The 25,266-nt window shown below is 64.4% G+C and carries 28 protein-coding genes and 1 tRNA gene; 16 read left to right on the top strand and 13 right to left on the bottom strand.

Features of this window, described 5'->3' with window-relative positions; all coding sequences use genetic code 11:
- Positions 1–34 precede the first annotated feature (34 nt).
- From K5H97_RS07545 to K5H97_RS07535, 3 genes are all read left to right on the top strand, one after another.
- Positions 35–412, top strand: coding sequence for a hypothetical protein (locus K5H97_RS07545; RefSeq protein ID WP_028691750.1), 378 nt, complete (start codon positions 35–37; stop codon positions 410–412).
- Positions 413–672: 260 nt separating this feature from the next.
- A complete protein-coding gene (locus K5H97_RS07540) occupies positions 673–2,805 on the top strand; it encodes a TonB-dependent siderophore receptor (protein ID WP_028691751.1) in 2,133 nt (710 codons plus the stop codon).
- A gap of 216 nt (positions 2,806–3,021) precedes the next feature.
- On the top strand, positions 3,022–4,029 hold the full coding sequence (locus tag K5H97_RS07535; RefSeq protein WP_155952706.1) for a hypothetical protein: 1,008 nt from the start codon (positions 3,022–3,024) through the stop codon (positions 4,027–4,029).
- A 111-nt stretch (positions 4,030–4,140) separates the two neighbouring features.
- Here K5H97_RS07535 and K5H97_RS07530 read toward each other — a convergent pair.
- Positions 4,141–4,230 (bottom strand) — tRNA-Ser (locus K5H97_RS07530).
- Positions 4,231–4,520: 290 nt separating this feature from the next.
- Between K5H97_RS07530 and K5H97_RS07525 the strand changes: the two genes are divergently transcribed.
- From K5H97_RS07525 to K5H97_RS07515, 3 genes are all read left to right on the top strand, one after another.
- Positions 4,521–5,210 carry a crotonase/enoyl-CoA hydratase family protein gene (locus K5H97_RS07525; RefSeq protein WP_028691752.1) on the top strand — a complete coding sequence of 230 codons (690 nt, stop codon included), beginning with the start codon at positions 4,521–4,523 and terminating at the stop codon, positions 5,208–5,210.
- Positions 5,211–5,399: 189 nt separating this feature from the next.
- Positions 5,400–6,119: a lysophospholipid acyltransferase family protein gene (locus tag K5H97_RS07520; protein ID WP_028691753.1), complete on the top strand. Its 720-nt coding sequence runs from the start codon at positions 5,400–5,402 to the stop codon at positions 6,117–6,119.
- Between the two features lie 75 nt (positions 6,120–6,194).
- The gene (locus tag K5H97_RS07515) at positions 6,195–7,166 is read left to right on the top strand and encodes a magnesium and cobalt transport protein CorA (protein WP_028691754.1); all 972 of its coding nucleotides are present in this window, start codon (positions 6,195–6,197) and stop codon (positions 7,164–7,166) included.
- 42 nt (positions 7,167–7,208) lie between these two features.
- Here the strand turns inward: K5H97_RS07515 and K5H97_RS07510 are convergent, their stop codons facing one another.
- Positions 7,209–7,934 (bottom strand): amidotransferase, encoded by a 726-nt coding sequence (locus K5H97_RS07510; protein ID WP_028691755.1) that lies wholly within the window; start codon positions 7,932–7,934, stop codon positions 7,209–7,211.
- Positions 7,935–8,462: 528 nt separating this feature from the next.
- Between K5H97_RS07510 and K5H97_RS07505 the strand changes: the two genes are divergently transcribed.
- Positions 8,463–9,266 (top strand): c-type cytochrome, encoded by an 804-nt coding sequence (locus K5H97_RS07505; protein ID WP_028691756.1) that lies wholly within the window; start codon positions 8,463–8,465, stop codon positions 9,264–9,266.
- 14 nt (positions 9,267–9,280) lie between these two features.
- Here K5H97_RS07505 and K5H97_RS07500 read toward each other — a convergent pair whose 3' ends face one another.
- From K5H97_RS07500 to K5H97_RS07485, 4 genes are all read right to left on the bottom strand, one after another.
- Positions 9,281–9,613, bottom strand: coding sequence for a ribonuclease E inhibitor RraB (locus K5H97_RS07500; protein ID WP_028691757.1), 333 nt, complete (start codon positions 9,611–9,613; stop codon positions 9,281–9,283).
- 185 nt (positions 9,614–9,798) lie between these two features.
- A complete protein-coding gene (locus tag K5H97_RS07495; RefSeq protein WP_028691758.1) occupies positions 9,799–10,035 on the bottom strand; it encodes a hypothetical protein in 237 nt (78 codons plus the stop codon).
- Between the two features lie 144 nt (positions 10,036–10,179).
- Complete coding sequence (locus K5H97_RS07490) at positions 10,180–12,255, bottom strand: LTA synthase family protein (RefSeq protein WP_028691759.1); 2,076 nt, start codon at positions 12,253–12,255, stop codon at positions 10,180–10,182.
- Positions 12,256–12,441: 186 nt separating this feature from the next.
- A complete protein-coding gene (locus K5H97_RS07485; protein ID WP_023629733.1) occupies positions 12,442–12,633 on the bottom strand; it encodes a PLDc N-terminal domain-containing protein in 192 nt (63 codons plus the stop codon).
- Positions 12,634–12,759: 126 nt separating this feature from the next.
- On the opposite strand from K5H97_RS07485, the gene K5H97_RS07480 reads away from it, so the two are divergent.
- Positions 12,760–13,698, top strand: a complete 939-nt coding sequence (locus K5H97_RS07480) for a ZIP family metal transporter (RefSeq protein WP_028691760.1) — start codon at positions 12,760–12,762, stop codon at positions 13,696–13,698.
- Between the two features lie 169 nt (positions 13,699–13,867).
- On the opposite strand, the gene K5H97_RS07475 is transcribed toward K5H97_RS07480, so the two are convergent.
- Together K5H97_RS07475 and K5H97_RS07470 are read right to left on the bottom strand one after the other, a co-directional pair.
- On the bottom strand, positions 13,868–14,398 hold the full coding sequence (locus K5H97_RS07475) for a hypothetical protein (protein ID WP_028691761.1): 531 nt from the start codon (positions 14,396–14,398) through the stop codon (positions 13,868–13,870).
- 60 nt (positions 14,399–14,458) lie between these two features.
- On the bottom strand, positions 14,459–14,980 hold the full coding sequence (locus K5H97_RS07470) for an ankyrin repeat domain-containing protein (protein ID WP_028691762.1): 522 nt from the start codon (positions 14,978–14,980) through the stop codon (positions 14,459–14,461).
- Positions 14,981–15,265: 285 nt separating this feature from the next.
- On the opposite strand from K5H97_RS07470, the gene K5H97_RS07465 reads away from it, so the two are divergent.
- Positions 15,266–15,538, top strand: coding sequence for a DUF3509 domain-containing protein (locus K5H97_RS07465; RefSeq protein ID WP_028691763.1), 273 nt, complete (start codon positions 15,266–15,268; stop codon positions 15,536–15,538).
- Between the two features lie 80 nt (positions 15,539–15,618).
- On the opposite strand, the gene K5H97_RS07460 is transcribed toward K5H97_RS07465, so the two are convergent.
- The 3 genes from K5H97_RS07460 to aroC all read right to left on the bottom strand — a co-directional run bounded on the left by K5H97_RS07460 (position 15,619) and on the right by aroC (position 18,523).
- Positions 15,619–16,155, bottom strand: coding sequence for an oxidase (locus K5H97_RS07460; protein ID WP_028691764.1), 537 nt, complete (start codon positions 16,153–16,155; stop codon positions 15,619–15,621).
- Positions 16,155–17,309, bottom strand: coding sequence for an MFS transporter (locus tag K5H97_RS07455; RefSeq protein ID WP_028691765.1), 1,155 nt, complete (start codon positions 17,307–17,309; stop codon positions 16,155–16,157). The genes K5H97_RS07460 and K5H97_RS07455 overlap by 1 nt, the downstream gene beginning before the upstream one ends.
- 128 nt (positions 17,310–17,437) lie before the next feature.
- Positions 17,438–18,523, bottom strand: a complete 1,086-nt coding sequence (gene aroC / locus K5H97_RS07450) for a chorismate synthase (protein ID WP_028691766.1) — start codon at positions 18,521–18,523, stop codon at positions 17,438–17,440.
- 152 nt (positions 18,524–18,675) lie between these two features.
- Here aroC and K5H97_RS07445 point away from each other — a divergent pair, with 152 nt between their 5' ends.
- Together K5H97_RS07445 and K5H97_RS07440 are read left to right on the top strand one after the other, a co-directional pair.
- The gene (locus tag K5H97_RS07445) at positions 18,676–19,635 is read left to right on the top strand and encodes an alpha/beta hydrolase (protein ID WP_028691767.1); all 960 of its coding nucleotides are present in this window, start codon (positions 18,676–18,678) and stop codon (positions 19,633–19,635) included.
- A gap of 150 nt (positions 19,636–19,785) precedes the next feature.
- Positions 19,786–20,568, top strand: coding sequence for a hypothetical protein (locus tag K5H97_RS07440; protein WP_028691768.1), 783 nt, complete (start codon positions 19,786–19,788; stop codon positions 20,566–20,568).
- A 136-nt stretch (positions 20,569–20,704) separates the two neighbouring features.
- Here the strand turns inward: K5H97_RS07440 and prmB are convergent, their stop codons facing one another.
- Positions 20,705–21,613, bottom strand: a complete 909-nt coding sequence (gene prmB / locus K5H97_RS07435; RefSeq protein WP_028691769.1) for a 50S ribosomal protein L3 N(5)-glutamine methyltransferase — start codon at positions 21,611–21,613, stop codon at positions 20,705–20,707.
- Between the two features lie 179 nt (positions 21,614–21,792).
- Between prmB and K5H97_RS07430 the strand changes: the two genes are divergently transcribed.
- The 5 genes from K5H97_RS07430 to K5H97_RS07410 all read left to right on the top strand — a co-directional run bounded on the left by K5H97_RS07430 (position 21,793) and on the right by K5H97_RS07410 (position 24,514).
- Positions 21,793–22,383 carry a cysteine hydrolase family protein gene (locus K5H97_RS07430; protein ID WP_028691770.1) on the top strand — a complete coding sequence of 197 codons (591 nt, stop codon included), beginning with the start codon at positions 21,793–21,795 and terminating at the stop codon, positions 22,381–22,383.
- An 88-nt stretch (positions 22,384–22,471) separates the two neighbouring features.
- Positions 22,472–22,792, top strand: a complete 321-nt coding sequence (locus K5H97_RS07425; RefSeq protein ID WP_028691771.1) for a hypothetical protein — start codon at positions 22,472–22,474, stop codon at positions 22,790–22,792.
- 116 nt (positions 22,793–22,908) lie between these two features.
- The gene (locus K5H97_RS07420; RefSeq protein ID WP_028691772.1) at positions 22,909–23,469 is read left to right on the top strand and encodes a Smr/MutS family protein; all 561 of its coding nucleotides are present in this window, start codon (positions 22,909–22,911) and stop codon (positions 23,467–23,469) included.
- 69 nt (positions 23,470–23,538) lie between these two features.
- Positions 23,539–24,084 (top strand): GTP cyclohydrolase I FolE, encoded by a 546-nt coding sequence (gene folE, locus K5H97_RS07415; protein ID WP_028691773.1) that lies wholly within the window; start codon positions 23,539–23,541, stop codon positions 24,082–24,084.
- A 58-nt stretch (positions 24,085–24,142) separates the two neighbouring features.
- A complete protein-coding gene (locus tag K5H97_RS07410; protein ID WP_028691774.1) occupies positions 24,143–24,514 on the top strand; it encodes a glutaredoxin family protein in 372 nt (123 codons plus the stop codon).
- A gap of 30 nt (positions 24,515–24,544) precedes the next feature.
- Here the strand turns inward: K5H97_RS07410 and K5H97_RS07405 are convergent, their stop codons facing one another.
- Entirely contained in the window at positions 24,545–25,147 is a 603-nt protein-coding gene (locus tag K5H97_RS07405) for a glutathione S-transferase family protein (protein ID WP_028691775.1), read from the bottom strand.
- Between the last annotated feature and the right edge of the window lie 119 nt (positions 25,148–25,266).

Here is a 25,266-nt window from a genome sequence, read left to right as displayed (position 1 = left end):
TTGGTCAACGACCCCTTCCTGACAGGACGACACAATGACAAGACTCACGGTGCAATCCGGCGATTTCTTGCAAGGTGAAGGCGAGTATCGCAATGGAGCGCTCACACTCAAGACCCCGCGCAGCCCCTCGCCCGGCGAGCGCATTTCGCTGGCGCGGATCGAGGATCTGAAGCTGGCCAACCTCGAATCGACCCGCAGCCTCGGTAGCGCCCTTGGCTGGGGCGTGGCAGGCGCCCTGGTGGCCGGCCCGGTCGGCCTGCTGGCCGGTCTTCTGCTGGGCGGCAAGGAGGAGGAAGTCACCTTCCTCGCCACCTTCAAGGATGGCCGCAAGCTGCTGGCCATCACCGACGGCAAGACCTGGTCGAAGATCGACGACAGCTGGCGCCGGCACCAGCGGCCGGCGGCGGCTTGAATCGACAGCGACTTCGCTCGTATTGACTGTACTGGCGTCATCGTCGGCAAGCCGGCCCCACAGCAGATGCGCATGCCCGAAGACTGATGCGGGACTGTGGGAGCGGGCTCGATCCGCGATAGCGCCTGCATCGCAATCGCCTCCGGCCTCCCCATCCTCTGCCCCTGAAAGATTGCCCGGCAGCCTGCTACCATGGCGCCCTTTTGCCTGCCCGACAGCTGCCGAGCGATAACGGCGCGTCCTCTTTCAAGGAGCCTTGCATGACCCCGCTTCGCCCCCGCCTGCCCCTTGGCCTGCTCGGCCTGGGCCTTGCCCTGCACAGTGGCCAGGGCCTGGCCGAGGACAGCGTGATCCTCGCCCCGGTGCACATCTTTGAGGTTCAGGACGACACCAGCTACCAGGCACGCGAAGCCCAGGTCGGCGGCCTGCACAGCGCGCCGCTGCTCGACACCCCGGCCTCGGTCAGCGTATTCAGCCGCCAGCTGCTGGACGACCGCCAGGTGCGCAAGCTGAGCGAGGTGCTGCAAAGCGATGCCTCGGTGGGTGAAAGCTACGCGCCCATCGGCTATTACGAGAACTTCAACGTGCGCGGCTTCGAGCTCAACGCCGCCAGCAGTTATCGGATCAACGGCCAGACGATCGCCGGCGAGCAGAACGTGGCACTGGAAAACAAGCAGCAGGTGGAGTTGCTCAAGGGGCTGTCGGGGTTGCAGAGCGGCGTGTCGGAGCCCGGCGGACTGGTCAACTATGTGACCAAGCGGGCCGAGGACGTGCGCACGGTCACAGTCTCGAGCAATGAACAGGGCGAACGCTATCTGGCCACCGACCTAGGCGGCTGGTTTGGCGCCGAGCGCCAGTTCGGCCTGCGGGTCAACCTGGCCCACGAGGACATCCGCTCGTACGTCGACCACGCCGACGGCAAGCGGGATTTCGCCTCCCTGGCGCTCGACTGGCAGATCAACCCGAATGCCGTGCTGGAACTGGACGCCGAGTACCAGCACCGCGAGCAGTATTCGGTACCGGGCTATCAACTGCTCGGCGGCAAGCAGCTACCCCACAACGTCGACCCCAAGGATCACCTGGCCTGGCAGTCCTGGGCCAAGCCGGTGCAGAACGACTCGCTGAACCTGGGCGGGCGCTTCAAGTACCAGTTCAACGACAACTGGAACGGCACCCTGAGCGCTTCGCGGAGCAAGGTGGTGATCGACGACTACAGTGCGTTTGCCTGGGGCTCGAGTGAGGGCGCCTTCTTCGGCAGCAACGGCGAGTACGACATCTACGATTTCCGCAGTCCCGACGACACCCGTCGCATCGATGAAGCACAGGCCACGCTCGATGGGCACTTCGACGCCTTGGGCGTTGGCCACGAACTGACCGTGGGTACCAGCGCGCAACGTCGCACACTCGATCAGCGGCCGTACTACAACGAATGGATCGGCACCGGCAATGTTAACACCAATGCGCCAGCCTACGCGCCCTCCGGCAAACCGATCGGCGCCAGCGAGCGCCGCCTCGACAGCCGCCAGTACGGCCTGTTCTTCAGCGACCGCATCACCTTCAACGAGCACTGGCAGACAGTGGTCGGGGCCCGCGAGGTCCGGCTGGACGAGAAGACCTGGAACGAGAACGGCGTCGCCGGGCGGCATACCCAGCAGTACCAGTTGCTGCCCAATGCGGCACTGATCTACAAGCCGCAGCCCGATACCACGCTCTATGCCAGCTATTCGAAGGGCCTTTCCGCAGGCGGCACTGCGCCCTGGTTCGCCAGCAACGCCGCCGAGATCCTCGCCCCCACCCTGTCGCGCCAGCTCGAAGTCGGCATCAAGCGCGACTGGCAGGGCATGAGCTTCAGCGCGGCACTGTTCCAGATCCGCCAGGCCTACCAATACGCCCGCCCCGACGCAACCCCAATGCCGACCTACGTGCAGTCGGGCCAGCAGAAGAACACCGGCCTCGAACTCGGCGCCAGTGGCTGGGTGACCTCCAACCTGCAGATCCAGGCCAGTGCGGCGGCAATCCGCGCCCGCGTGCAGAACAGCGACACCGACGCCTACGAAGGCCACCAGGCGATCAACGTCCCGCGCCTGCGCGCGGCACTGCAGGCCGACTACGCCCTGCCCGTCCCCGGCCTGGCCCTGCTCGGCGGCGCCCACTACAGCGCCAGAAAGTACGCCGACCACACCGGTGATGTCGAAGTCGGCGGCTATACCGTGTTCGACATCGGCAGCCGCTACCGCACAACTATCGGCGGCTACGACACGGTACTGCGCCTGACCGTGGACAACGTCTTCGACAAGCGCTATTGGCGTGATGTGGGTGACTACCTGGGCGACAACTACCTGTTCCAGGGAGCACCGCGAACCGCCCGGCTGTCGGCCAGTGTCAGTTTTTGAGCGCTGCGGCGGGCTAGCGGCAAACATAATCCCCCGTTCGCGGTCGAACGGCGCGCAGGCCTCCTCACCTTGCCGCTACCCCCTGCAACACAATCGTCACCATACCAGTTGAAAGCCGTTTGGAGGCTTCAACACGCATATGGCATTATGCCACCCGGTAGGCGCAGAGCCGGATAGGGATATTGGAATTCAGTTTTTATGCAGTCGAATCATCTGTTGTACCTTCTGTACGGAAAGAAAACCGCTTACCTGCACGAAGCAAAGTTCAGCATCCTCTCCGCCCTGCGCCACCAAGCCGATCGCGAGAGTTTCAGCATTAGCGTGTTCACCGACCATCCCGAGGCCTTTGCAGGCTGGCCGGTTCATACGCAACTTCTGGACGAGGCGACATTGGCGGACTGGATGGGACCGGCCGGTTACGTTCACCGACGCAAGGCCATGGCGATTCGTCGGGGCATGGAGCTCGCCGAAAAGACCATCTTCGTCGATACCGATACCATCTTCGTGAAAGATCCGGCACTGCTCTTCGACCGCGTCAGCGATGAGCACTTCCTCATGGACCAGTACGAGTTCTGCTGGCAGCACGCGTCGCAGCGCGACGACTACACCGGGCTGGTCGCGGAACTGGCGGCGGGCAAGCGTTCCCCCAGCCCTTCGCTGCGTCTCTACAACAGCGGTATCTGCGGAATGACTCGCCGTCACACCGGACTGCTGGACGAAGCGATCGCCCTGATCGATCAATGGGCACACTTGCATACGCAACTGCACACCATGGAGCAGATCGCCGTTTCCTTCATGCTGGGCGACAAGCAGGTGGTCGAGGCCCGCGACTGCGTGCATCACTACTATTCACAGAAGTCCTATTACCACGCCATGGTGGGGCTGTTCTTCCAGCGTTTCGATGAGCAGTTCAGCCGCGCACTGGTCGAGGTATCGCGGGGAGTGCCCAGCCACATACCACCCCCGAGCCTCAAGCACAGGCTGGGCAACAGATTCAGACTGATTGGCCTGAGCCGAGAACTGCGCAAGGCTGGCCGCTATTACCTGCTAGGCCGCAACCCGAACGATTGCGCCTACCTGAATGCGACCCGCTACGTATTTTGGGGCAAAGCGCTTGAAGCACTGAAAGCCACGCCTTCGACAAAGCGAAAGGCCGAGATAGACAAGCTCTGGGCAAGCGACCGGGAATTTCGGGCATTTGCCGAGCGCCGGCCCCACGGCTAAATCCGACCACTGACTGCTGCGCAAGCCTGCCCAAGCCTGCGCAGCCACAAACCATGCCGTAATAAACAAAAAGCCCCCGAACCTTTCGATTCGGGGGCTTTTCGCAGAATGTGGCGGTGAAGAAGGGATTTGAACCCTTGATACGATTTCTCGTATACACACTTTCCAGGCGTGCTCCTTCGACCACTCGGACACTTCACCGTTTTCTCTTCAAGCTATTCAGCCTGTCGAGGCGCGCTAATTTAGTAGAAGCCTTTTCCTTTGGCAAGCATTTTTTTCAGAATTTTCATGCGCTTAAGCCAACCGACCAAAAAACCGGGTCAATCAGGGTAATGCTGCCATTGTGCCCAGCGCTTTTCCCGCACCTTGCGCCGCTGCCCCGAGGGCACAGGGCGCAAGGACGCAGCGCTGACTGACCAGTCAGTCTTGGCGCTTTACCTGACCGGTGCCGCTGGGTAACGTCATCGCCACGCCATCCAAAGGACTCTGCCATGAGCGAGCTGATTACCTACCATGCCGAAGACGGCATCGCCACCCTGACCCTGAACAACGGCAAGGTCAACGCCATCTCCCCGGACGTCATCAAAGCCTTCAACGCCGCGCTCGACCGCGCCGTCGAGGAGCGCGCGGTGGTGATCATCACCGGCCAGCCGGGCATTCTCTCCGGCGGCTACGACCTCAAGGTGATGACCGCCGGCCCCAAGGAGGCCGTCGGCCTGGTCACCGCCGGCTCCACCCTGGCCCGCCGCCTGCTGTCGCACCCCTTCCCGGTGATCGTCGCCTGCCCCGGCAATGCCGTGGCCAAGGGCGCTTTCCTGCTGCTGTCGGGTGACTACCGCATCGGGGTCGAAGGCCCCTACAAGATCTGCCTGAACGAAGTGCAGATCGGCATGACCATGCACCATGCCGGTATCGAACTGGCCCGCGACCGTCTGGGCCGCGCGGCGTTCCAGCGTTCAGTGAACAACGCCGAGATCTTCGACCCACAGGGCGCCCGTGAAGCCGGCTTCCTCGACAAGGTGGTGCCCGCCGAGCAGTTGCGGGAAACCGCCCTCGCCGCGGCCCGCGAACTGAAGAAGCTGAACATGCTGGCGCACAAGAACACCAAGCTGAAAGTGCGCAAGGCACTGCTGGAAGCGCTGGACGAGGCGATCCTGGCAGACCAGAACCACCTGGGCTGATCCCGTCCACAGGCTTTTCTAAATACGCTTTGTGGGAGCGGGCTTGCCCCGCGATGGTATCCGCCTGGCGATCGCATCGCGGGGCAAGCCCGCTCCCACGAGGTCAAAGCCCCATACGCCATAGCAACGTTTGCCCCTGACAGTGCACACCCGTACACTGCGCCGCGACTGTCCGGTGTGAGTCGTACCATGCTTTTTATGCTTCGCATGCTCCTGTTGGCGCTGCACTTCCTGCTCGTGGGTGTCGTCGGTCTGGTGATCGGCCTGCTGCGCCCGTTCAATCCCGACAACAGCCGCCTGTTCGCCCGCCTGTACAGCGTGCCGGCCGCCTGGCTCATGCGCATCAAGGTCAAGGCCGAGGTCGGTCCGCTGTGGGACCAGCCCCCCGGCTGCGTGATCATCGCCAACCACCAGTCCAACTATGACCTGTTCATCCTCGGCCAGGTCGTGCCGCGCCGCACCGTGGCCATCGGCAAGAAGAGCCTGGGCTGGATTCCGCTGTTCGGCCAGCTGTTCTGGTTGGGCGGCAATGTGCTGGTCGACCGCAAGAACGCCTACCAGGCGCGCAAGGCCATGCAGACCACCACCCGGACCCTGCGCGACGACACCTCGATCTGGATCTTCCCGGAAGGCACGCGCAACCCCGGCGAGCAATTGCTGGCGTTCAAGAAGGGCGCTTTCCACATGGCCATCGAGGCCGGTGTGCCGATCGTGCCGGTGTGCGTCAGCCGCTACACCCAGCGCCTGGGCCTGAACAGCTGGCGCCAGCGCACCGTGATCATCCGCTCGCTGGCACCGATCGCCACCGCGGGCCTGACCCAGCAGGACTTGCCCGCACTGATCGAGCAATGCCGCAGCCAGATGCAACACTGCATCGACCATATGGAAAGCGAAGTCACCACGCCCTGACCTGCGTGCGGACTTGCCCCGCACCGCTACACAGCCCAAGCTGTGTAGCGTGTTCAATCGGATAAGCGGACAACCATGGGTCGAGTCGTCGCATCGGCGGTGTACAGCGCCGGCAGGAAGGTCACCAACATCAGCCTTGACGAGGGCGCCGAATGGGCGCGCAAGCCCGGACACTTCGTCTGGATCGGCCTGGAAGAGCCCAATGCAGAGGAACTGGCCAACCTGCAGCGCCAGTTCGGCCTGCATGAGCTGGCCATCGAAGACGCCCTGGAGAAACATAGCCGGCCAAAACTCGAGACCTTCGGCGACGCGCTGTTCATCGTTACCTACTCGCCGGTACGCCACGAAGGAAAGCTCGAGTTCATCGAGACCCATATCTTCGCCGGCAACGGCTACATCATCACCTGCCGCAACGGTCACTCGAAGTCCTATGCCCTGGTGCGCCAGCGCTGCGAAGCGCGCCCGCTGCTGCTCGAACACGGCGAGGACTTCGTGCTCTACGCACTGCTGGATTTCGTCACCGAGAACTACCAACCGGTGAGCGAGGCCATCCACGGCGAGATCGAGGAGCTGGAACAGAGCGTGCTCGGCAATTCACTCAAGGAAGAAGACATCCAGCGCCTGCACAGCCTGCGCCGCGACATCCTGCGCCTGCGCCGCTACGTGGCGCCGATGGTGGAGATCAGCGAAGAACTGCAGCGCCTGAGCTTTCCGTTCATCGACAAGAACATGCGCCCGTACTTTCGCGACGTGCAGATCCATGTCACGCGGCAGATGGAGGACCTGGCCGGGATCCGCGACATCGCCAGCCAGACCATCGAGATCGGCATGCTGCTGGAGTCGTCACGGCAAAGCATCACCCAGCGCAAGTTCGCCGCCTGGGCGGCGATCCTGGCGTTTCCCACGGCGGTCGCCGGGATCTACGGGATGAACTTCGAGAACATGCCGGAGCTGGCCTGGCACTATGGTTACTTCGGCGTGCTGGGGGTGATCGCCCTGGGCTGTTCGGGGTTGTACTACAGCTTCAAGCGTTCGGGCTGGCTGTAACGCCAATCGCGGGGGAACCCGCGATTGAGGTCGATGCGCCTCTCAGATCGCGCGGCGGCCGGGCTGCTGGACGAAACGCAGCATCCATTCGCCCACCAGATCCCCCTGGTGTTCGGTGGCCAGGCTGGCCACCGCCTTCTCATAGACTTCATTGCCCAGCGACGCCTGCCGCGCGTCGAGCAATGCCCGGGAGTAGTCGTGGACGAACTCCGGGTGTCCCTGGAAGCACAGCACCTGGTCACGGATGTGGTAGGCGGCGTTCGGGCAGAAGTCGCTCGAGGCGATGACCGTGGCCCCTTCGGGCAGCTCGGTGACCTGGTCCTGGTGGCTGATCAGCAGGGTCAGCTCGGACACCTGCGGGTCCATCCACGGCGCATGGGCCGCCAGGCTGTAACGGTGCACGCCCACCCCCCAACCCTTGTCGGCGCGCTCGGCCTTGCCGCCGAGGGTCAGCGCCAGCAACTGGTGGCCGAAACACACGCCCAGCAGTTTCTCGCCACGTTCGTAGAGATTGAGCAGGTAGGCCTTGAGCGTCTGGATCCAGGGATCGTCGCCGAACGAGTCGGCCTTGCTGCCGGTCACCAGGTAGGCATCGAAGCGTTCGCCGTCCGGGGGGTAGTCGCCATTCATCACGTTGTACACATCGAATTCGGCCGCGATCGGCTGACGCGAAAACAGCTGCTCGAACATCCTGCCGTAGCCCTGGTACTGCGCGATCAACTCCGGTCGCAGGACATCGGTTTCAAGGATGCAGATGCGTAACGACATAGGGGTAGTCCTGAACGACATGTGGGTGGGATTTGCTGTAGAGACTGACGCGAAAGGGCCGTACAAGCAAGTAGGATATCCGGACGAACGGTAGGCCCTGTAACCCTTCGTAACCCCTGCCGCGCACTCGTCTAGCCTGAGCGTGCCAGCGGGGTGGCCAGTGGCCTTAAAGCCATGAGGAATCGACATGATAAATCTTAGAACAAAGGGTTCTGAATCAGGGATGACGCGGGCCCTACTGTTGGTTGTATATCCAGATGTACGCGGCAAGCAGGAACGGCGTGCCATCACGCCGCTGCGATCGACCCGACGCTAGACAAGGAAGCCAAGGGTTATTCAGGAATAACAACAAGAAGGCGGTCCGCCATGTTCAGACAATCCAAGGTACGCCAAGCCGGCCTCATACTCTTCGCCACGACGCTGCTGCTGATCCTGCCGAACCTCACCCGGCTCTTCGGCTGAACGCGGCAGTGGCATTTTCCGATTGCGCGCAGGTACTCTGCCGACCTTGATGGTTGGAGATCGCCCATGCGCCTGTGTCTTGCCCTGTTCTGCCTGCTACTCGCCCCGACATCGCCAGCGGCACAGCTGACGCTGGAACTGGGTGGGGATAGCCGGCACTGGAGCAGTGAACAGCTACTTGCCCATCCGCAGGCGCGGGATATCACCATCGAACAGGACGTGGCCTACAAGCGCACCTTGCATTACCGCGCCGTGCCTCTGGCGGTGCTGCTGCCGGGCGTGATCCCGAGCGATCACCTGCAGGCCGTGGCCCTCGATGGCTTCGCCGCCGAGATGCCCGCCGGGCCGCTGTTGCAGGCAGGCCCCGCGCAAGCCTGGCTGGCCATCGAGGACCCCAGCCACCCTTGGCCCGCGCTGAGCAAAGGCAAGCCAGGCGCAGGGCCGTTCTACCTGGTATGGACCCAACCGCAGGCCAGTGGTATTCGCCCGGAACAATGGCCGTATCAGATCGCCAGCATCCGCCGCCTGCCCCCGGTCGAGACACGCTTCCCCGCCCTGCTGCCCGACCCGGCCCTGGCCGAGAACGACCCGGTGCGCCAGGGTTTTGCCCTGTTTCAGCAGAACTGCCTGGCCTGCCATCGCCTCAATGGCGCCGGCGACGCGCACCTGGGCCCGGACCTGAACCTGCCGCACAACCCCACCGAGTATTTCCAGCCGGCCTTCCTGCGCCAGTACATTCGCGACCCGCAGAGCCTGCGGCGCTGGCAACAGGCGAAGATGCCCGGGTTTTCCAGCCAGGTGCTGGATGAGCCGGCGCTCGATGCCGTGCTGGCGTACCTGAAGCATATGGCGGGGCGCAAAGCGCACTAATGGCCTCGCAGGGCCTAGGCGATCGGCCTTTCCTGCTTGACGCCCCAGCCCTCGACTTCGCCGCCATAGGGTGACACGACCCGTTCGAAGGCCTGCTCGAAGGCGCCGATGCCGCCATGGGTGGCGTACATCACCTTGCTCAGTTCCAGGTGCCAGGCACCGTCGTCGCGCTCGCTCACCTGGGCGTTGAGCGATTCGCCACGAAATTGCCCCGCCGCCCTGCGGGCACCGGCCTCGCTGGGGAACACGGCATAGAACTCGATGGGGTGGATGCGGGTGAAATCGAAACCGCCAGCTTTCATCTGGCGCAGGACACTGCTGCTGATGTCGTCGTTCTGGCTGCTCATGAAACGTCCTCCTGCAAAGCAATGGATAGACTTTCCGTGCACAACGCACCTGCCTGGCACACAAGGAATGCCTGACAATACGAGCGGATTGCAAGACGCGATGAAAACGGCGGCGGCCCGCAGAGAAGGCCGGCGCCTGACTTGAGCGTAGCGCCTGCGTGGGCGCTACGCCAGAGACACCCGGTTCAGGGCGCTTCGCGAATGGTGGTGATGGTCACGCCGCTCTGTTCCTTGAGCCAACGTGCCGTGGGGGAAAAGCTACGGTCCTGGAAGTCGTTGAGGTCCAGTTCGTCCATGAGCGGAAACAGCCGCGAGCGGATCGCCCGGGCGGCATCCTCCTCGCTGGGGCATTGCTCGGCATTGAGCAGCAGCGTCTGCGGCTCGCCCTTCTGGTCGGCAAAGCTGACTTCCCATGCTTTCATCGATCGACCCTCGCTGGCGCAACGGTGAATGGAACGGCGTACTCACTTGACCATCGCGCCGGAATGAATGTTCAGCCACGTAGATGAAACCGCATGAAAAAAGCCCGCCGGTTCAGGGCGGGCTTCATGAGGCAGGCGGCGACCTTACTTCGGCGTGCCGTGGACGACACCGGCAGTGTTGTCCAGCAGGCTCTTGGTCGCGGTCTGGATATAGGCCTCGAGTTTCTTCAGCATTTCCGGCTGGTCCGGGCTTTCGATGAGTTCGGCCTTGAACTCGCGCCCCAACTGATAACGGTACATCCGCGGGGTCATGTCCTTGGACTCGATGAGGATGCGGTCGCCCTGCACCAGGCCAACGATCTGCTCACTGCCCGACGGCTTGATCATGCCCACGCCCTGGTCGCCCTCAGGCAGGTTGAGCAGGTCGCGGCCCCAGCACTGGTGACGGGCCTGGCCACCCAGGCGGCCCATGATGGTCGGCACGATGTCGACCTGGGTGCCCACGGTGTGGTTGACCGCGCCGAACTTCTCCTGGATACCCGGGGCGATCAGCAGCAACGGCACGTTGAAGCGGCCCAGGTCCAGCTCGGTGACCTGCTGGTGGTTGCCGAAGCCGTGGTCGCCGACGATGACGAACAGTGTGTCCTTGAAATACGGCTCCTTGCGGGCCTTCTCGAAGAACTGGCCCAGCGCCCAGTCGGAATAGCGCATGGCGGTCAGGTGCTCGTCCAGGCGCCCTTGCCCGGTGACCTTCTCCACCGGCAGGTCCTTGGGCAAGGCGTACGGCGTGTGGTTGGAGAGGGTCTGCAGCAGCGCGTAGATCGGCTTCTTGCCGTCATGTTTGGCCAGCTCCTCGTTACCACGGTCGAACATGTCCTGGTCGGACACGCCCCAGGTCGGGTCGGAGAACACCGGATTGACGAAGTCGTTGCGGCCGATGAAGGTGGTCATGCCCTGGTTGCCGAAGAACCCGGACTGGTTGTCCCAGGCGAAGTCGCCGTTGTAGACGTAGACATCGTCATAGTCACGGGCACTGAGCAACGCCGGCAGGCCGGACAGCTTGTGGCCGCCTTCGGGGGTCTGCATCAGGTATTCGAAGCCCGGCAGGTTGGGGAAGCAGGCCATGGTGGCGAACATGCCCTGGTGGGTATGGGTGCCGTTGGAGAAGAAGCGGTCGAACAGCAGCCCCTCCTTGGCCAGCTTGTCGAAGTACGGGGTGATGTTGTTCGGGCTGCCCAGGGCGCCCACCGAGTGGCCGGCGAAGCTTTCCATGAGGATGACCACGACGTTCTTGACCGCCAGGGTGTTCTTCTGCGGCGGCAGGAAGTCACGACGGATCGGTGCTTCGTCGGCATCGACCAGGGTGTCGTTGGCAGTCAGCAGTTGCTCGCGCACGGTCTGGGTGGCCAGCGGCTGGTCGAGTACCGGCTTCCAGATGTTGGCGCGGTCCTCGCCGAAGCGGCTCTTGGCGGCGTCGATCAGGGTCAGCGTACCGTTCAGGCCCAGCTGGTTGACGAAGTTCGAGTCGGTGGTGAAGGCATCGCCCCAACGCATTGGCGGGCCCTGGCGCAGGGTGCCACGTGCGGCGACCACGGCCACCAGCAGCACGACCATGAACACCGCCAGGCGGCCATACCATGGCGCGACCTTGCGGCTGCCGGCGGGCTGGACGCTTTGCTCGCCACGGGTCAGGCGATCAATGCCCTTGAACAGCAAGCTCAGCAGCCAGGTGCCGACCAGCCAGGCCAGCAGGTAACGGACCACCGGGAAGCCGTACCAGAGCATGCTCATGACGGTCTTGGGGTCTTCCTTGATGTACTGGAACACCAGGCCATTCAGGCGCTGGTGGAACTCGCGGTAGAAGTCCATCTCCATCAGGCCGAGGAACATCACCACGCTCGAGGCGATGGTCAGCCAGAAGCGGAACAGCCCACGGCGCGCCATCAGCCAGGGGCTGAGCAGCGCCAGCAGCAACGGGATGCTGATGTACACCACCACCCGCAGGTCGAAGCGCAGGCCATTGAAGAAGCCTTCGGCGACGGTCGAGTTCGGCGTGTCGCCGATCATGTCGCTGTTGTAGACCAGCAGCGCCAGGCGCACCAGGCTGAGCATCAGCATGATCACCAGGCCACTGAGCACTGTGTAGGCCAGGTGGGATTTCAGGGTCGGCGAGAACGAGCCTCGCACGCCCTGTTGCTTCAAGGCGTCCGTGTTAGCCATGAATGGAGAGGTCCTAGGATTGCGGTTTGCGGGAAGGCGAGATCGCCGACAGCCTGGTGGTCGGCCCCTCGAACGCGAGGTGGGACCAAGGCCGCATTGTGCGGCGCGGATTTTCAAAAATCGAGTGTGAAAATTTTGTCGAGAGCAGCCGGCCCTTACAAAGTTACACAGTTGGGATGAGCGGCTTCAGATCCGCACATTGCCCCGTGGCCCGGCAATCGCCCAGATGATCAGCCCCAGCACCGGCAGCAGCAGGATCAGCAGGATCCACAGCACCTTGATGCCGACCTCGGCGCCGCTCTTGAGCACATTGAGAATGGCCCAGATATCCAGGGCCAGGATGATCAGGCCGACCAGGCTGTTGAAGGTGGACCCCATGGCGCCGCTCCCGCACGATAAATGTGTTCAACAGCATAGCGGGCTATGGCCTCGATAGAAGGGAATCCTTGGCCCGGCGCACAGGTCAGTGGATAAACTGCTGTCATTCACTGCTCCGAGGTTCACATGCCCCCCGCCCACACCCAAAGTGTCGCTCCCGACTCAATGCTCAGCGCCTGGCGACAACAGGCCCGGGAAACGCCCTGGCTCAGCGCCGGCCTGGCCCTGAGCCTGCTGGCCGTCGCCGCGCTGTTGCTGGCGAGCCTGTGGAACGCGGTCAACGGCGACCACGCCGACAACCTGCACCTGGCCCTGCTCGGCGGGTTGTCGGGCTTCGGCGCCACCGCCCTGGGCGCTGTGCTGGCGGTGATCCTGCGCGACGTCAACGCCCGCACCCAGGATGTGATGCTGGGCTTTGCCGCCGGCATGATGCTCGCCGCCAGTTCGTTCTCGCTGATCCTGCCGGGCCTGGACGCCGCCCGCGAAATCACCGGCAACGGCCCGGCGGCGGCCTTCACCGTGGTCCTGGGCATGGGCCTCGGGGTGCTGCTGATGCTGGGCCTTGACCGCTTTACCCCGCACGAGCATGAAAGCACCGGCCCTTGTGGCCCGCAGGCCGAGCGGGTCAACCGGGTGTGGCTGTTCGTGCTGGCCATCACCCTGCACAACCTGCCCGAGGGCATGGCCATCGGTGTGAGCTTCGCCAACGGCGACATGAACATCGGCCTGCCGCTGACCAGCGCCATCGCTATCCAGGACATTCCCGAAGGCCTGGCCGTGGCCCTGGCCCTGCGCGCCACGGGGCTTTCGAACTTCAAGGCGATGATGGTGGCGATCGGCTCGGGCCTGATGGAGCCGCTGGGCGCGGTGATCGGCCTGGGCATTTCCACTGGCTTCGCCTTGGCCTACCCGATCAGCATGGGCCTGGCGGCGGGGGCGATGATCTTCGTGGTGTCCCACGAGGTGATTCCGGAGACCCACCGCAACGGGCACCAGACCGCAGCGACGCTGGGGCTGATGGGCGGGTTCGCGGTGATGATGTTTCTTGATACCGCGTTGGGTTGAGGCACACATCCTCCGGCCGTCCGCAATCCCTGTAGGAGCGGCCTTGTGTCGCGAAAGGGCTGCGAAGCAGCCCCGGCGATATCAGCTTGATACACGAATCCTCGGGGCGCTTCGCACCCCTTTCGCGACACAAGGCCGCTCCTACAGGGGAAGGTGCAAAATTCGTTGCTTAGACGTGCACCGCCACCTTCAGCGCCTCCAGCGCCGGCTCCACCTTGATGCCGACTGCCTCACCCAACTCCAGCACACGGGCCAGGTCGTTCTGCCCCACCATCACCATTTGCAGCTCGTCATCGAGCAACTGGCTGAAATTCAGCAGCACGTAGCCCCCGGCTTCCTTGTTCAACGCGCCCATCTGCACCTGGATGCGGTTGAGCGCGGTCAGCGCCTCGGTGCGCGCCAGCTGCTTGGGCTTGAGGGTGAACGGCACGCTCTTGTCGAACGAGTCGCTGATCTGCTGGAACAGGTCCTGGTAGCTGTCGGCCTGGAACAGCACGGTGTCGGGCAGGCTGCCGACCACCACCCATTCGCCCAGCGGGAACGGGAAGGTGTCGTCGTAGTTGATGTCCGGGTTGGCGGAGAGGAAGGCGGCGGGGTCGGCGTAGGCCTGGGCGGCCTCGGCGGCGATGCGCTCGATGTCCTCATCGCGCATACAGCCGGCGCCGATGAGGCGGATGAGTTCGAGCAACTGGTCTTTCATGGGGGGCCCTGCGGGTTGGCGTGAAAGGCGCCAAGGATAGCCGCAAACGCCCCCGAAGGGTTAGCCGGCCTTCGCCTCCAGGCGTGCGGCGGCATCCACCGCGCCCATGGTGCGCGCAGCCGTCAGCGCGGTGGCGCCGGCCGCGTCACGCCGTGTCGGATCGGCCCCCTGGGCCAGCAGGTAGTCGATGATCTCCAGGCGGTTGAACATCGCCGCCAGCATCAGCGCGGTGCGGCCGTCCGCGGCGGCGGCATCCACCGGCACGCCGTGCTCGAGCAGCAGGCGGATCATGGCCAGATCGCCCTTGAAGGCAGCGCCGGCAATCGGCAACTGGCCGTTGTCATTGGCAATCAACGGATCGGCGCCATGGGCCAGCAGCACCCGCACGGCGTCGTGGTGGCCATGGTAGCTGGCCAGCATCAACAAGGTGTCGCCCTTGTGGTTGCGCAGGTCGGCGGGCAGGCCTCCGTCAAGCAAGCGGCCGAGCATCGTCGCGTCGCCGCGGCGGGCGCGCTCGAAGACCTCGTCGGCGAAGGCCGCGGTTTCTTCGGCGGTCATGGTGGCGGGCTGGTGATCGGACATCGGGAACCTCCTGGCATCTGGCAATGGGCCAAGTGTCCATCAGGCAGCGGCGAGCGGTCCAAGGTTCAGATTCTATCGGCGGCACAGAGCCAGGCTATGACCATGGCCAGACCATGACCGTGCAAAATGCACTGTGCAAAATGCACGGGCGTGCAGATTGCAATGCACAACCTTGAGCAAACAAATTTAACTCATTGATTTAAAAGGATTTTATCCAAATAAAAGGCTGGCACGGTCACTGCAATCATCAACTCAAGTCTGCCAGTACAACAGTCAGGAGTTGATATGGACCTCATCCAGGAAAAATTCGCCTCGGTCTTCGCCGCCTACCAGGTCACCACTCAGCCGCGTCCGGACGGTGGTGTCCTGCTGACCCTGCGCGCCAGCGACGGCGTGGTGACCCGCCGCGTGCTGACCTACGCGCAACTGCACAGTGCCGAGCAATTGTCCTGGGCGATCAGCGCCATCCGCCGCGACCTGGCCGGGCAGCCAAGCGAGCTGCCGGTAATCTCGATGCTGCAGAGCCAGCAGCGCTTCGCCCTGCCGACCTACCGCTGATCGCGCAACCCTCTTCGCGGGGCACGCTTGCGCTCACCCAAGGACAGCGTGAGCACAGGCGGCCCCGCGAGCCAATTCCTTTAGAATTCGTCGAGTCCGGCAAATTGTCGGGCCGTGGCATCGCCGGTGAACCGCGGCTGCACCGCCGAGTCACTGGCGAACAGACGCAGGGCCAGGCAGAACGGCGTGGCGCCCAGGTCCAGCCAGCGGCGCGTGCCGGCCGGCACCACCAGCACATCATCCTTCTCGCACAGCACGGCGTACACCGCATCCCCCAGGCGCAGGCTGACCTGGACGCGCCCGCTGATCAGCGCGAACACTTCCTCGCCGTCATGCACATGCTCGTCGCGCAGGTCAGCCTGGCTCGGGTCGACGCCATCGCGGCTGAGCACGCCGAACACCCGGCTGCCATGGGCAGTCATCAACTGGTCGAGTGGCCCACGGCACGCGGCGACCACCTCATCCTGGCTGCTGCCCGGGCGCAGTCGCGCGCCAGACTGCCAGCGGCCGAAGCGCACGCCCTGCTCGGCCAGGGTCGCGGCGATGTCGTCGTGGTGGGTCAGCACCTTGTGCGGCAGTTCCGGGCTGGACGGGTCGAATACGCTGAGGATGCTCATCAGGGGTGGTTCCTGCTGTCTTTGAGTCGGAAGGCAATGATAACGGCTGCCGCGAGCGCCGCGACGCTGGCCATACCAAAGGTGAAGTGCGGGCCCAGCAATTTCCAGCTGTAGCCCGAGTACAGGGCGCCCAACGCGCCGCCGGTGCCCGAGAGCGCCGCGTACAACGCCTGGCCCTGGCCCTGCTGGCGGGCGCCGAAACTGGCCTGGACGAAGGCGATGGCCGCGGCGTGGAAGCAGCCGAACGTGGCCGCGTGCAGCACCTGGGCGAACACCAGCACTGCCGGGATATCCGCCAGGTTGCCCAGCAGCAACCAGCGCAAGGCGGCCAGCACAAAGCTGGCCAGAAGCACCTTGCGCACGGAAAAACGGGCAAAGATCCGGCTCATGGCCATGAACACCAGTACCTCGGCCACCACTCCGAGCGCCCACAGCAGACCGATGGCACCACGGCTGTAGCCCAGGTGCTCCAGGTGCAGGGTGAGGAAGGTGTAGTACGGCCCGTGGCTGAGCTGCATGAGGGCCACGCACACATAGAAGGCCAGCACGCCGGGTGCCCGCACCTGCGCGAGGAAGCCCCCTGCCCCGCGCCGCTCGGTCTGCTCCACGGGTTGCGCGTTGGGCACCCAGAGGCTGGCGGCGACAATCCCGGCCATGATCGCCACCAGCGCCACCGGGTAGATGTCCAGACTCAGCCATTCGAACAGGCGCCCAAGCCCGACCACCGCGAGGATGAAACCGATCGAGCCCCATAACCGCACCTGGCTGTAACGCGCGGTCTGGCCATGCAAGTGGGCCAGGGTGATCACCTCGAACTGCGGCAGCACCGCATGCCAGAAGAACGCGTGCAGGGCCATGACCATCGCCAGCCAGGCATAGCTCTTGGCGAAGAAGATCAGCGAAAAGGTCGCCAGTGTCGCCAGCGCGCCCAGGCGCACGATCAGCAGGCGCTGGCCGCTGCGGTCGCCCAGCCAGCCCCACAGGTTGGGAGCGATGCAGCGCATCAACATGGGGATGGCCACCAGCTCGCCGATGCGTGCAGGGGAGAAACCCAGGTGGTCGAAATAAAGGGCCAGGAACGGCGCAGTGGAACCGAGCAGGGCGAAGTAGAAGAGGTAGAAGCTGGAGAGGCGCCAGTAGGGGATCGGGGGCATGCTTCAACCCTGTGGGGGCGCTGCGCACCCCTTTCGCGACACAAGGCCGCACCCACAGGATCCGCATGCATCCTGTGGGTGCGGCCTTGTATCGCGATGGGCCGCCACGCGGCCCCAGGAGGAGTCGATCAACGCAAGACCGGCGTATCTACCCGAACATCGGCATTCTGCGCCCGGTGGCGCAGCAGGTGGTCCATCAAGGCGATGGCCATCATCGCCTCGGCGATCGGCGTGGCGCGGATGCCCACGCACGGGTCGTGACGGCCCTTGGTAATCACCTCGACCGGGTTGCCGTCGACGTCGATCGAGCGGCCCGGGGTGGTGATGCTCGAGGTCGGCTTGAGCGCCAGGTGGGCGACGATCGGCTGGCCCGAAGAGATACCGCCGAGGATGCCGCCGGCATTGTTGCTGAGGAAGCCCTCCGGGGTCAGTTCGTCACGGTGCTCGGTGCCACGCTGGGCGACGCTGGCAAAGCCGGCGCCGATTTCCACGCCCTTGACCGCGTTGATGCTCATCAGCGCATGGGCAAGCTCCGCGTCGAGGCGGTCGAAGATCGGCTCGCCCAGGCCCGGCATCACGCCTTCGGCGACCACGGTGATCTTCGCTCCCACCGAGTCCTGGTCACGGCGCAGCTGGTCCATGTAGGCCTCGAGCTCCGGCACCTTGTCCGGGTCGGGGCTGAAGAAAGCGTTCTGCTCGACCGAGTCCCAGGTCTTGAACGGGATCTCGATCGGGCCGAGCTGGCTCATGTAGCCGCGCACGCGGATGCCCTGGGTGGCCAGGTACTTCTTGGCGATGGCGCCAGCCGCCACACGCATCGCGGTTTCGCGCGCCGAGCTGCGGCCACCGCCGCGGTAGTCGCGGATACCGTACTTGTGGTGGTAGGTGTAGTCGGCGTGGGCCGGGCGGAAGAGGTCCTTGATCGCCGAATAGTCCTTGGACTTCTGGTCGGTGTTGCGAATCAGAAGCCCGATCGAGCAACCGGTGGTGCGGCCTTCGAATACGCCGGAGAGGATCTCCACTTCGTCCGGCTCCTGACGCTGGGTGGTGTGCCGGCTGGTGCCGGGCTTGCGCCGGTCGAGGTCGTGCTGCAGGTCGGCGAGCGAGATTTCCAGGCCTGGCGGGCAGCCGTCGACAATGGCGACCAACGCCGGACCATGGCTCTCGCCAGCGGTGGTGACAGTGAACAGCTTGCCGTAGGTATTGCCGGACATGGACGCTCCGCGAATCTGCCTGAAGTGGTCGAAACCGGCAGTATACGGAAAACAGCGGGGATTTGGGGGTCGTGCTTGCCCGGCGACGAGCCCCGCGAACCTTCAGCTTGGCCCAAGGTCGAAACATCAACTTCCCATGTAGTCCCCCATCCATGAAGTCGCGCCTCGCCGCCCTGCTCCTGCTGTTCTGCGCCAGCCTCGCCCAGGCAGCCCCCACCGTGCTGCAACGCCCCATCGACCTGGACACCGGCCAGGGCGTGCTGCATGGCAGCCTGCTGCTGCCGCAACAAGCCATCCCACCGCCGGTGGTGCTGATCATCGCCGGCTCCGGCCCTACCGACCGCGATGGCAACAACCCCGCCTCCGGACGCATCGACAACCTCAAGCGCCTGGCCCTGTTTCTGGCCGGCGAGCACATCGCCAGCGTGCGCTTCGACAAGCGTGGCGTGGCCGCCAGCCAGCCGGCCACGCCCGACGAGCGCGACCTCAGCGTCGAACGCTATGTCGCCGATGTGGTGGCCTGGGGGCGCGCGTTGCGCCAGGACCCGCGCTTCGGCCCACTGATCCTGGTCGGCCACAGCGAAGGCGCGCTGATCGCCAGCCTGGCCGCCGAGCAGGCCGGCGCCAGCGCGGTGATCACCTTGGCCGGCAGCGGCCGGCCGGTGGCTGATGTGCTGCGCGAACAACTGGCCCTGCGCCTGCCCCCGGCGCAACTGGCCGGGGGCGTGGCGCTGATCGACCGGTTACAGGCCGGGCAGACCAGCCTCGACGTGCCCGCTCCGCTGCGTCAGGTGTTCCGCCCCAGCGTGCAGCCGTACCTGATCACCCTGCTGCATCAGGACCCGGCGGCGGCGTTCGCCCGGCTCAAGGTGCCCGCGCTGATCGTCCAGGGCCGCAACGACATCCAGGTGGAGGTGGCCGACGCCGAGCGCCTCAAGGCCGCCAAGCCCGACGCCCAACTGGCGCTGATCGACGGCATGAACCACATGCTGCGCATCAGCCCTCGGGAGATGGGCCAGCAGCGGGACAGCTACCGCAATCCTGAATTACCGCTGGCCCGAGAGCTGGGAGAGCGCATCGTCCTGTTCATCCACGGGCTGCCGCAGGCCTGAAAGCACCCTCAGGTATTGGCTTGGCCTGCCGATAACGCGGCTAAGAAGGCAGTGATCCGGGGCATGCGCGCCCGAATCGCGGGCAAGCCCACATCTGCGATGTCCTTGCAGGTACTGGCACCCGGCCGCCGTGCACCTGAGGATTACCTGATGACCGATGCCCCCGCCGCCGAGGCGACCGAAGAACAAGCCCCGGAAAGCGCCCCGCTGCCCTGGGCGGAGCTTGCCGCCGAGCACTTCCAGTTGCTGCGCCTGGCGCCGCTGCCGACCGACCGCAACAGCGGCGCCCGCCCCCTGCGATTTGTCCAGTTCGGCTACGCCGAGCGCCACGACAAGGCCCACAGCCTGCTGCGCATGGAAATCCGCCTGCCGGGGCAGAAGGTGCGCAAGGAGCAGAACCAGCTGGACATCCGCGTCGACCATGAAACGCGTACAGTGCGCATCGGCGACCCGGCCGGCCTGCAGCTGGAGCCGCTGAACCGTGGCCTTGGCCGCTACCTGCTGGCGCAGGGGGTGCAGTGGCTGCAGCAGCGTTGCTCGCACTATCAGGTCGAGGGTATGAGCTTGCCGAACAAGGACGCTCTGAACGAAGACACCCGCCTGCGCCGCGACCGCGTGCTGAGCAGTGTCGGCCTGGCGGTGGAGTACACCGACGGCCAACTGCTCAAGGGGCGCTTGGTGGAAACGCCAGTGGGCCAGCTCAAGGGCGGCTGGAACACCGAGAAGGTCCAGCGCGTGGACAATCTCGAGGCCGCCGGCATGCTGCAGCAAGCCGAGCAGAACCTGATGGAGAAGGAAGCCCAGTTACGCGAACGTGACGAGCGCGTGGCCAAGTACCGCCGCGAGGACAGCGGCCTGCGCTTTACCATCACTTGCCTGGTGGCGTTCGCGGTGTTCCAGGCCGGGTTGCTGATCTGGATCGCTACCCGCTGACCCGCACCACGCGATCCCTTGCGTCGCGAAAGGGCCGCAAAGCGGCCCCAGCAATCTTTGCATCAACACTGAATCCTGGGGCTGCTACGCTGCCGCTTTCGCGACGCAAGGCCGCTCCAGGGGCGGTGTGAATTCGTCAGACCCGCGCCTTGAACAGCTCCTGATGCTGCCTGCACTGTTCGGCCGTCAGCATGAACACCCCGTGCCCACCGCGCTCGAACTCCAGCCAGGCGAAGTCCACCTCGGGATAGAGCGACTCGACATGCACCTGGCTGTTGCCCACTTCGACGATCATCAGGCCCTTGTCGGTCAAGTGGTCGGCCGCCTCGGCCAGCATGCGCCGCACCAGGTCCAGGCCATCGTTGCCGCAGGCCAGGCCCAGCTCGGGCTCGTGGTGGTACTCGGCCGGCATGTCGCCGAAATCCTCGGCATCGACATACGGCGGATTGGACAGGATCAGATCGAAGCGTTGCCCCGGCAGGCCGGCGAAACCATCGCCCTGCACGGTGTATACCCGCTCATCGAGGCCATGGCGCTCGATGTTCTGGTTAGCCACCTCCAGCGCGTCAAAGGACAGGTCGGCCAACACCACCTCGGCGTCCTGGAACACCTCGGCGGCGACGATGCCGATGCAGCCGGAGCCGGTGCACAGGTCGAGGATGCGCGCAGGCTCCGCAGCCAGCCACGGCTCAAAGCGTTTCTCGATCAATTCGCCGATGGGCGAGCGCGGTACCAGCACCCGCTCGTCGACGATGAACGACATGCCGCAGAACCAGGCCTCGCCCAGCAAGTAGGCGGTGGGCACGCGCTCTTCGATACGGCGCTTGAGCAGGTGCTGCAGGCGTACCGTTTCGTCATCCTCCAGCGCGCAGTCCAGGTAGCTGTCGGCCACCTCCCAGGGTAGGTGCACCGCGCCGAGCACCAGCAGGCGGGCTTCGTCCCAGGCGTTGTCGGCACCGTGGCCGAAGAACAGCTCATGCTCATGGAAGCGGCTGACCGCCCAGCGGATATGGTCGCGCAGGGTGCGCAGGCGGGATGTGATCACGAGGTACTCCTTTTCAGACAGGACAAAAGTCTAACAGCCCACACCACACATTTGTTTCCTCCGATGGCCAAACCGATAGCCACAAGCCAGCAACCACGCTGCCTGCGCTGTCAACCATTCACATTGGCGTCAAGGCAAGGGAGAATAGGAGCACAAAAGCCCTACCCAAGGAGCCCTTGATGTCCGTTCCAACCACGATGTTCCGCCTCACTGGCCGCGACTACCCGCCGGCCAAGCTGGGCCAAGCCAGCCTGATCGTCATCGACGCGCAGAAGGAATACCTGAGCGGTCCGCTGGCGCTGTCGGGCATGGACGAGGCCGTGGCGAACATTGCCAGGTTGCTCGATGCCGCCCGCAAGGCCGGCCGCCCGATCATCCACGTGCGCCACCTCGGCACCGTCGGCGGTCGCTTCGACCCCCAGGGCCCGGCGGGCGAGTTCATCCCGGGCCTGGAGCCGCGCGCCGGTGAGATCGTCATCGAAAAGCGCATGCCCAACGCCTTCAAGAACACCAAGCTGCACGAAACGCTGCAGGAGCTCGGCCACCTCGACCTGATCGTCTGCGGTTTCATGAGCCACTCCAGCGTCAGCACCACCGTGCGCCGCGCCAAGGACTATGGTTATCGCTGCACCCTGGTGGAAGACGCCTCGGCGACCCGCGACCTGGCCCTGAAGGACACCGTGATCCCCGCCGCGCAGATCCACCAGTGCGAAATGGCCGTGATGGCCGACAATTTCGCCTGCGTCGCCCCCACCGCCAGCCTGGTCTGAACCACGACCGCCCGGCGGACGGGCGGAACCCCAAGGTGACTCGCAGGTCGAAATCCGGATCAGCTCTACCAGATCCTGAGGAATTCGAATGAAGCTCAAAGGCAGTTTCGATGCCAAGCGCCTGCGCCAGCGCGAGCCGAGCAACTGGGGCGCGCGGGTTGCCGCCGCCCTATCCGTGCTGCTGGCCACCCTGGGCATACTGCTCGCCATGGCCGGCTTCGCCGGCCTGCTGGGCAATTACGCCGCGCTGGCCGAGCTCAATGCCAACCGCCCACTGTCGGCGATTCTCGTCGTGGTCGGGTTGCTGCTGCTGTGGATCGGCGTTCGTGTCTGGCGACGCAGCCGCATCCGCCTGCGCCGTGGCCGCGAGTTGAACCTGTCGCCGCACCTGATGAAGAAGCACGACTGACACACTCACACCTCCCCTGTAGGCGCAGCCTTGTGCTCCTGCACATAACAGCGCACAGCTCAAGGCTTCACTCCGACGCACAGTCGCGTAAACTACGCCGCCCACGTGGAGGCACCATGCAAGACGACGACTTTTCCCTCTTCCGCAGCCAAGTGCAGGGCGTCAAGCCGATCAAGCACGACCGCGCCGAAGTCGGCAAACCCAAGGCCGACCGCAAGCAGCTGGCCGGTCTGCGCCAGGCGGCGACCGTCCGCAGCGACCAGCCGCTGGTGATTGATGGCCTGTCCGACCAGTTCGTCATCGACGTTGGCGCCGAGGATGAACTGATGTGGCGCCGTGACGGCGTCCAGGAAACCCAGATCCGCAAGCTCAAGCTCGGCCAGATCGCCTTCGAGGGCAGCCTCGACTTGCATGGCATGAGCGTCGAGAGGGCCCGCGAGACACTTTGGGACTTCATCGCCGAGGCGACCAAGCTCGAAGTGCGCTGCGTGCGCGTCACCCACGGCAAGGCCGCGCGCCTGGACGGCAAGCGCCCGATGATCAAGAGCCACGTCAACACCTGGCTGCGCCAGCACCCACAGGTGCTCGGCTTCGCCTCATGCCAGGCCCGCCACGGCGGTACCGGCGCGGTGTACGTGATGCTCAAGCGAACCATGCTCGAAGGCCGCGACGAGTGACATCGCGCTTGCAGCGCCGCCGTCGCCGCCGTACCCTTCGTCTTTGCGAAATTTTCCACAGGTAGATCCATGTCCCTGGAACAAAACTACACCGCGATCCTCAGCCAGATCGGCGAGGACGTCTCCCGCGAGGGCCTGCTCGACACGCCCAAGCGGGCCGCAAAGGCCATGAAATACCTTTGCCGCGGTTATGAGCAAACCCTGGAAGAAGTGACCAACGGCGCGTTGTTCACCTCCGACAACAGCGAAATGGTGCTGGTCCGGGATATCGAGCTGTACTCGATGTGCGAACACCACATGCTGCCGTTCATCGGCAAGGCCCACGTGGCCTACCTGCCCAAGGGCAAGGTGCTGGGCCTGTCCAAGGTGGCGCGGATCGTCGACATGTACGCCCGTCGCCTGCAGATCCAGGAAAACCTCAGCCGCCAGATCGCCGAGGCCGTGCAGCAGGTGACCGGCGCCGCGGGCGTGGCGGTGGTCATCGAGGCCAAGCACATGTGCATGATGATGCGCGGTGTCGAAAAGCAGAACTCGACCATGCTCACCTCGGTGATGCTCGGCGAGTTCCGCGAGAACGCCTCCACCCGTAGCGAGTTCCTCAGCCTGATCAAGTGATCGGCCTGTGTTCCGAGCCGACCCCATGGGGTCGGCTTTTTCATTTCAGGAGTTGCCCATGATCGTCAAAGCCCTGCGAGTCGGCCTCGGCCAGCTAATCGTGTTCGGCGACTGGATCAGTCGCCCGGCGAAAAAACAGCGCGATGCCGCGGCCCAGGCCCAGGTCGAGCAGCAGGCCAAGGACCTGGCGCTGTACCAGTTCCACGCCTGCCCGTTCTGCGTGAAGACCCGTCGCACCCTGCACCGCCTGAACGTACCGGTGGCACTGCGCGATGCCAAGAATGACCCGCAGCACCGCCAGGCGCTGCTCGAAGGCGGCGGCCGGGTGAAGGTACCGTGCCTGCGGATCGAGGAGGACGGCAAGGTGACCTGGATGTATGAGTCCAAGGACATCATTGCCTATCTGGACAAACGCTTCGCGGCGGCCTGACCGCTCCTACACAGGGTGCAATGAGGCCGGTCAATCCACCATAGGCACATGCCGTGGATGACTGGCCACCCGAGCCAGCCAGGCCTGCACGGCCGGGTAACCCGCCAGGTCAAAGCCCCCCTGATGCGCCACATGAGTGTAGGCGTACAACGCTACATCGGCGATGGAGTACTGTTCGCCGACCAGGTAAGGCGTCATTTCCAGCTGTTTGTTCATCACCTTGAGCGCCTTGTAGCCGCCCTTGTGCAGCCCCCTGTACTCCTCCAGGCGCTCGTCGGGCAAGCCCAGGTAGAACTGGATGAAGCGCGCCACGACAATGTACGGCTCGTGGCTGTACTGCTCGAAGAACTGCCACTGCAGGACCTGGGTACGCAAGCGTGGCTCGCTGGGCAGGAACTCGCTGCCATCGGCCAGGTAGTTGAGAATCGCGTTGGACTCCCACAAGCACGTGCCGTCCTCGAGCTTGAGCACCGGCACCTTGCCGTTGGGGTTCATGGCCAGGAACGCGGGGGTTTCGGTCTCGCCCTTGAGAATATCCACCGGGTGCCACTCATACGGACGGTCGAGCAGGCTCAGCATCAGCTTGACCTTGTAGCAGTTGCCCGACTGGTAATCCCCATACACCTTGTACATCGCCCCTCCCCATTCACGCAGTTGCGCAGTAATACCCCATAGTTGGCGACTGTACGGCTAAATGCAATGCCTGCTGTATGGCAAGGATCACGCCATTGCACGGTAGCCTGAAAAAACTG

Source organism: Pseudomonas mosselii (assembly GCF_019823065.1).
Lineage (GTDB): Bacteria > Pseudomonadota > Gammaproteobacteria > Pseudomonadales > Pseudomonadaceae > Aquipseudomonas > Aquipseudomonas mosselii.
The sequence above is the reverse complement of the archived record's forward strand: the minus strand, read 5'-3'. Positions and strand labels throughout refer to the sequence as shown.

What these genes read in the sequence shown, in the direction of transcription:
- K5H97_RS07545 (WP_028691750.1), top strand. Translation starts at nt 35, where the DNA reads ATGACAAGACTCACGGTGCAATCCGGCGATTTCTTGCAAGGTGAAGGC.
- K5H97_RS07540 (WP_028691751.1), top strand. Translation starts at nt 673, where the DNA reads ATGACCCCGCTTCGCCCCCGCCTGCCCCTTGGCCTGCTCGGCCTGGGC.
- K5H97_RS07525 (WP_028691752.1), top strand. Translation starts at nt 4,521, where the DNA reads ATGAGCGAGCTGATTACCTACCATGCCGAAGACGGCATCGCCACCCTG.
- K5H97_RS07520 (WP_028691753.1), top strand. Translation starts at nt 5,400, where the DNA reads ATGCTTTTTATGCTTCGCATGCTCCTGTTGGCGCTGCACTTCCTGCTC.
- K5H97_RS07515 (WP_028691754.1), top strand. Translation starts at nt 6,195, where the DNA reads ATGGGTCGAGTCGTCGCATCGGCGGTGTACAGCGCCGGCAGGAAGGTC.
- K5H97_RS07510 (WP_028691755.1), bottom strand. Translation starts at nt 7,934, where the DNA reads ATGTCGTTACGCATCTGCATCCTTGAAACCGATGTCCTGCGACCGGAG.
- K5H97_RS07505 (WP_028691756.1), top strand. Translation starts at nt 8,463, where the DNA reads ATGCGCCTGTGTCTTGCCCTGTTCTGCCTGCTACTCGCCCCGACATCG.
- K5H97_RS07500 (WP_028691757.1), bottom strand. Translation starts at nt 9,613, where the DNA reads ATGAGCAGCCAGAACGACGACATCAGCAGCAGTGTCCTGCGCCAGATG.
- K5H97_RS07495 (WP_028691758.1), bottom strand. Translation starts at nt 10,035, where the DNA reads ATGAAAGCATGGGAAGTCAGCTTTGCCGACCAGAAGGGCGAGCCGCAG.
- K5H97_RS07490 (WP_028691759.1), bottom strand. Translation starts at nt 12,255, where the DNA reads ATGGCTAACACGGACGCCTTGAAGCAACAGGGCGTGCGAGGCTCGTTC.
- K5H97_RS07485 (WP_023629733.1), bottom strand. Translation starts at nt 12,633, where the DNA reads ATGGGGTCCACCTTCAACAGCCTGGTCGGCCTGATCATCCTGGCCCTG.
- K5H97_RS07480 (WP_028691760.1), top strand. Translation starts at nt 12,760, where the DNA reads ATGCCCCCCGCCCACACCCAAAGTGTCGCTCCCGACTCAATGCTCAGC.
- K5H97_RS07475 (WP_028691761.1), bottom strand. Translation starts at nt 14,398, where the DNA reads ATGAAAGACCAGTTGCTCGAACTCATCCGCCTCATCGGCGCCGGCTGT.
- K5H97_RS07470 (WP_028691762.1), bottom strand. Translation starts at nt 14,980, where the DNA reads ATGTCCGATCACCAGCCCGCCACCATGACCGCCGAAGAAACCGCGGCC.
- K5H97_RS07465 (WP_028691763.1), top strand. Translation starts at nt 15,266, where the DNA reads ATGGACCTCATCCAGGAAAAATTCGCCTCGGTCTTCGCCGCCTACCAG.
- K5H97_RS07460 (WP_028691764.1), bottom strand. Translation starts at nt 16,155, where the DNA reads ATGAGCATCCTCAGCGTATTCGACCCGTCCAGCCCGGAACTGCCGCAC.
- K5H97_RS07455 (WP_028691765.1), bottom strand. Translation starts at nt 17,309, where the DNA reads ATGCCCCCGATCCCCTACTGGCGCCTCTCCAGCTTCTACCTCTTCTAC.
- aroC (WP_028691766.1), bottom strand. Translation starts at nt 18,523, where the DNA reads ATGTCCGGCAATACCTACGGCAAGCTGTTCACTGTCACCACCGCTGGC.
- K5H97_RS07445 (WP_028691767.1), top strand. Translation starts at nt 18,676, where the DNA reads ATGAAGTCGCGCCTCGCCGCCCTGCTCCTGCTGTTCTGCGCCAGCCTC.
- K5H97_RS07440 (WP_028691768.1), top strand. Translation starts at nt 19,786, where the DNA reads ATGACCGATGCCCCCGCCGCCGAGGCGACCGAAGAACAAGCCCCGGAA.
- K5H97_RS07430 (WP_028691770.1), top strand. Translation starts at nt 21,793, where the DNA reads ATGTCCGTTCCAACCACGATGTTCCGCCTCACTGGCCGCGACTACCCG.
- K5H97_RS07425 (WP_028691771.1), top strand. Translation starts at nt 22,472, where the DNA reads ATGAAGCTCAAAGGCAGTTTCGATGCCAAGCGCCTGCGCCAGCGCGAG.
- K5H97_RS07420 (WP_028691772.1), top strand. Translation starts at nt 22,909, where the DNA reads ATGCAAGACGACGACTTTTCCCTCTTCCGCAGCCAAGTGCAGGGCGTC.
- folE (WP_028691773.1), top strand. Translation starts at nt 23,539, where the DNA reads ATGTCCCTGGAACAAAACTACACCGCGATCCTCAGCCAGATCGGCGAG.
- K5H97_RS07410 (WP_028691774.1), top strand. Translation starts at nt 24,143, where the DNA reads ATGATCGTCAAAGCCCTGCGAGTCGGCCTCGGCCAGCTAATCGTGTTC.
- K5H97_RS07405 (WP_028691775.1), bottom strand. Translation starts at nt 25,147, where the DNA reads ATGTACAAGGTGTATGGGGATTACCAGTCGGGCAACTGCTACAAGGTC.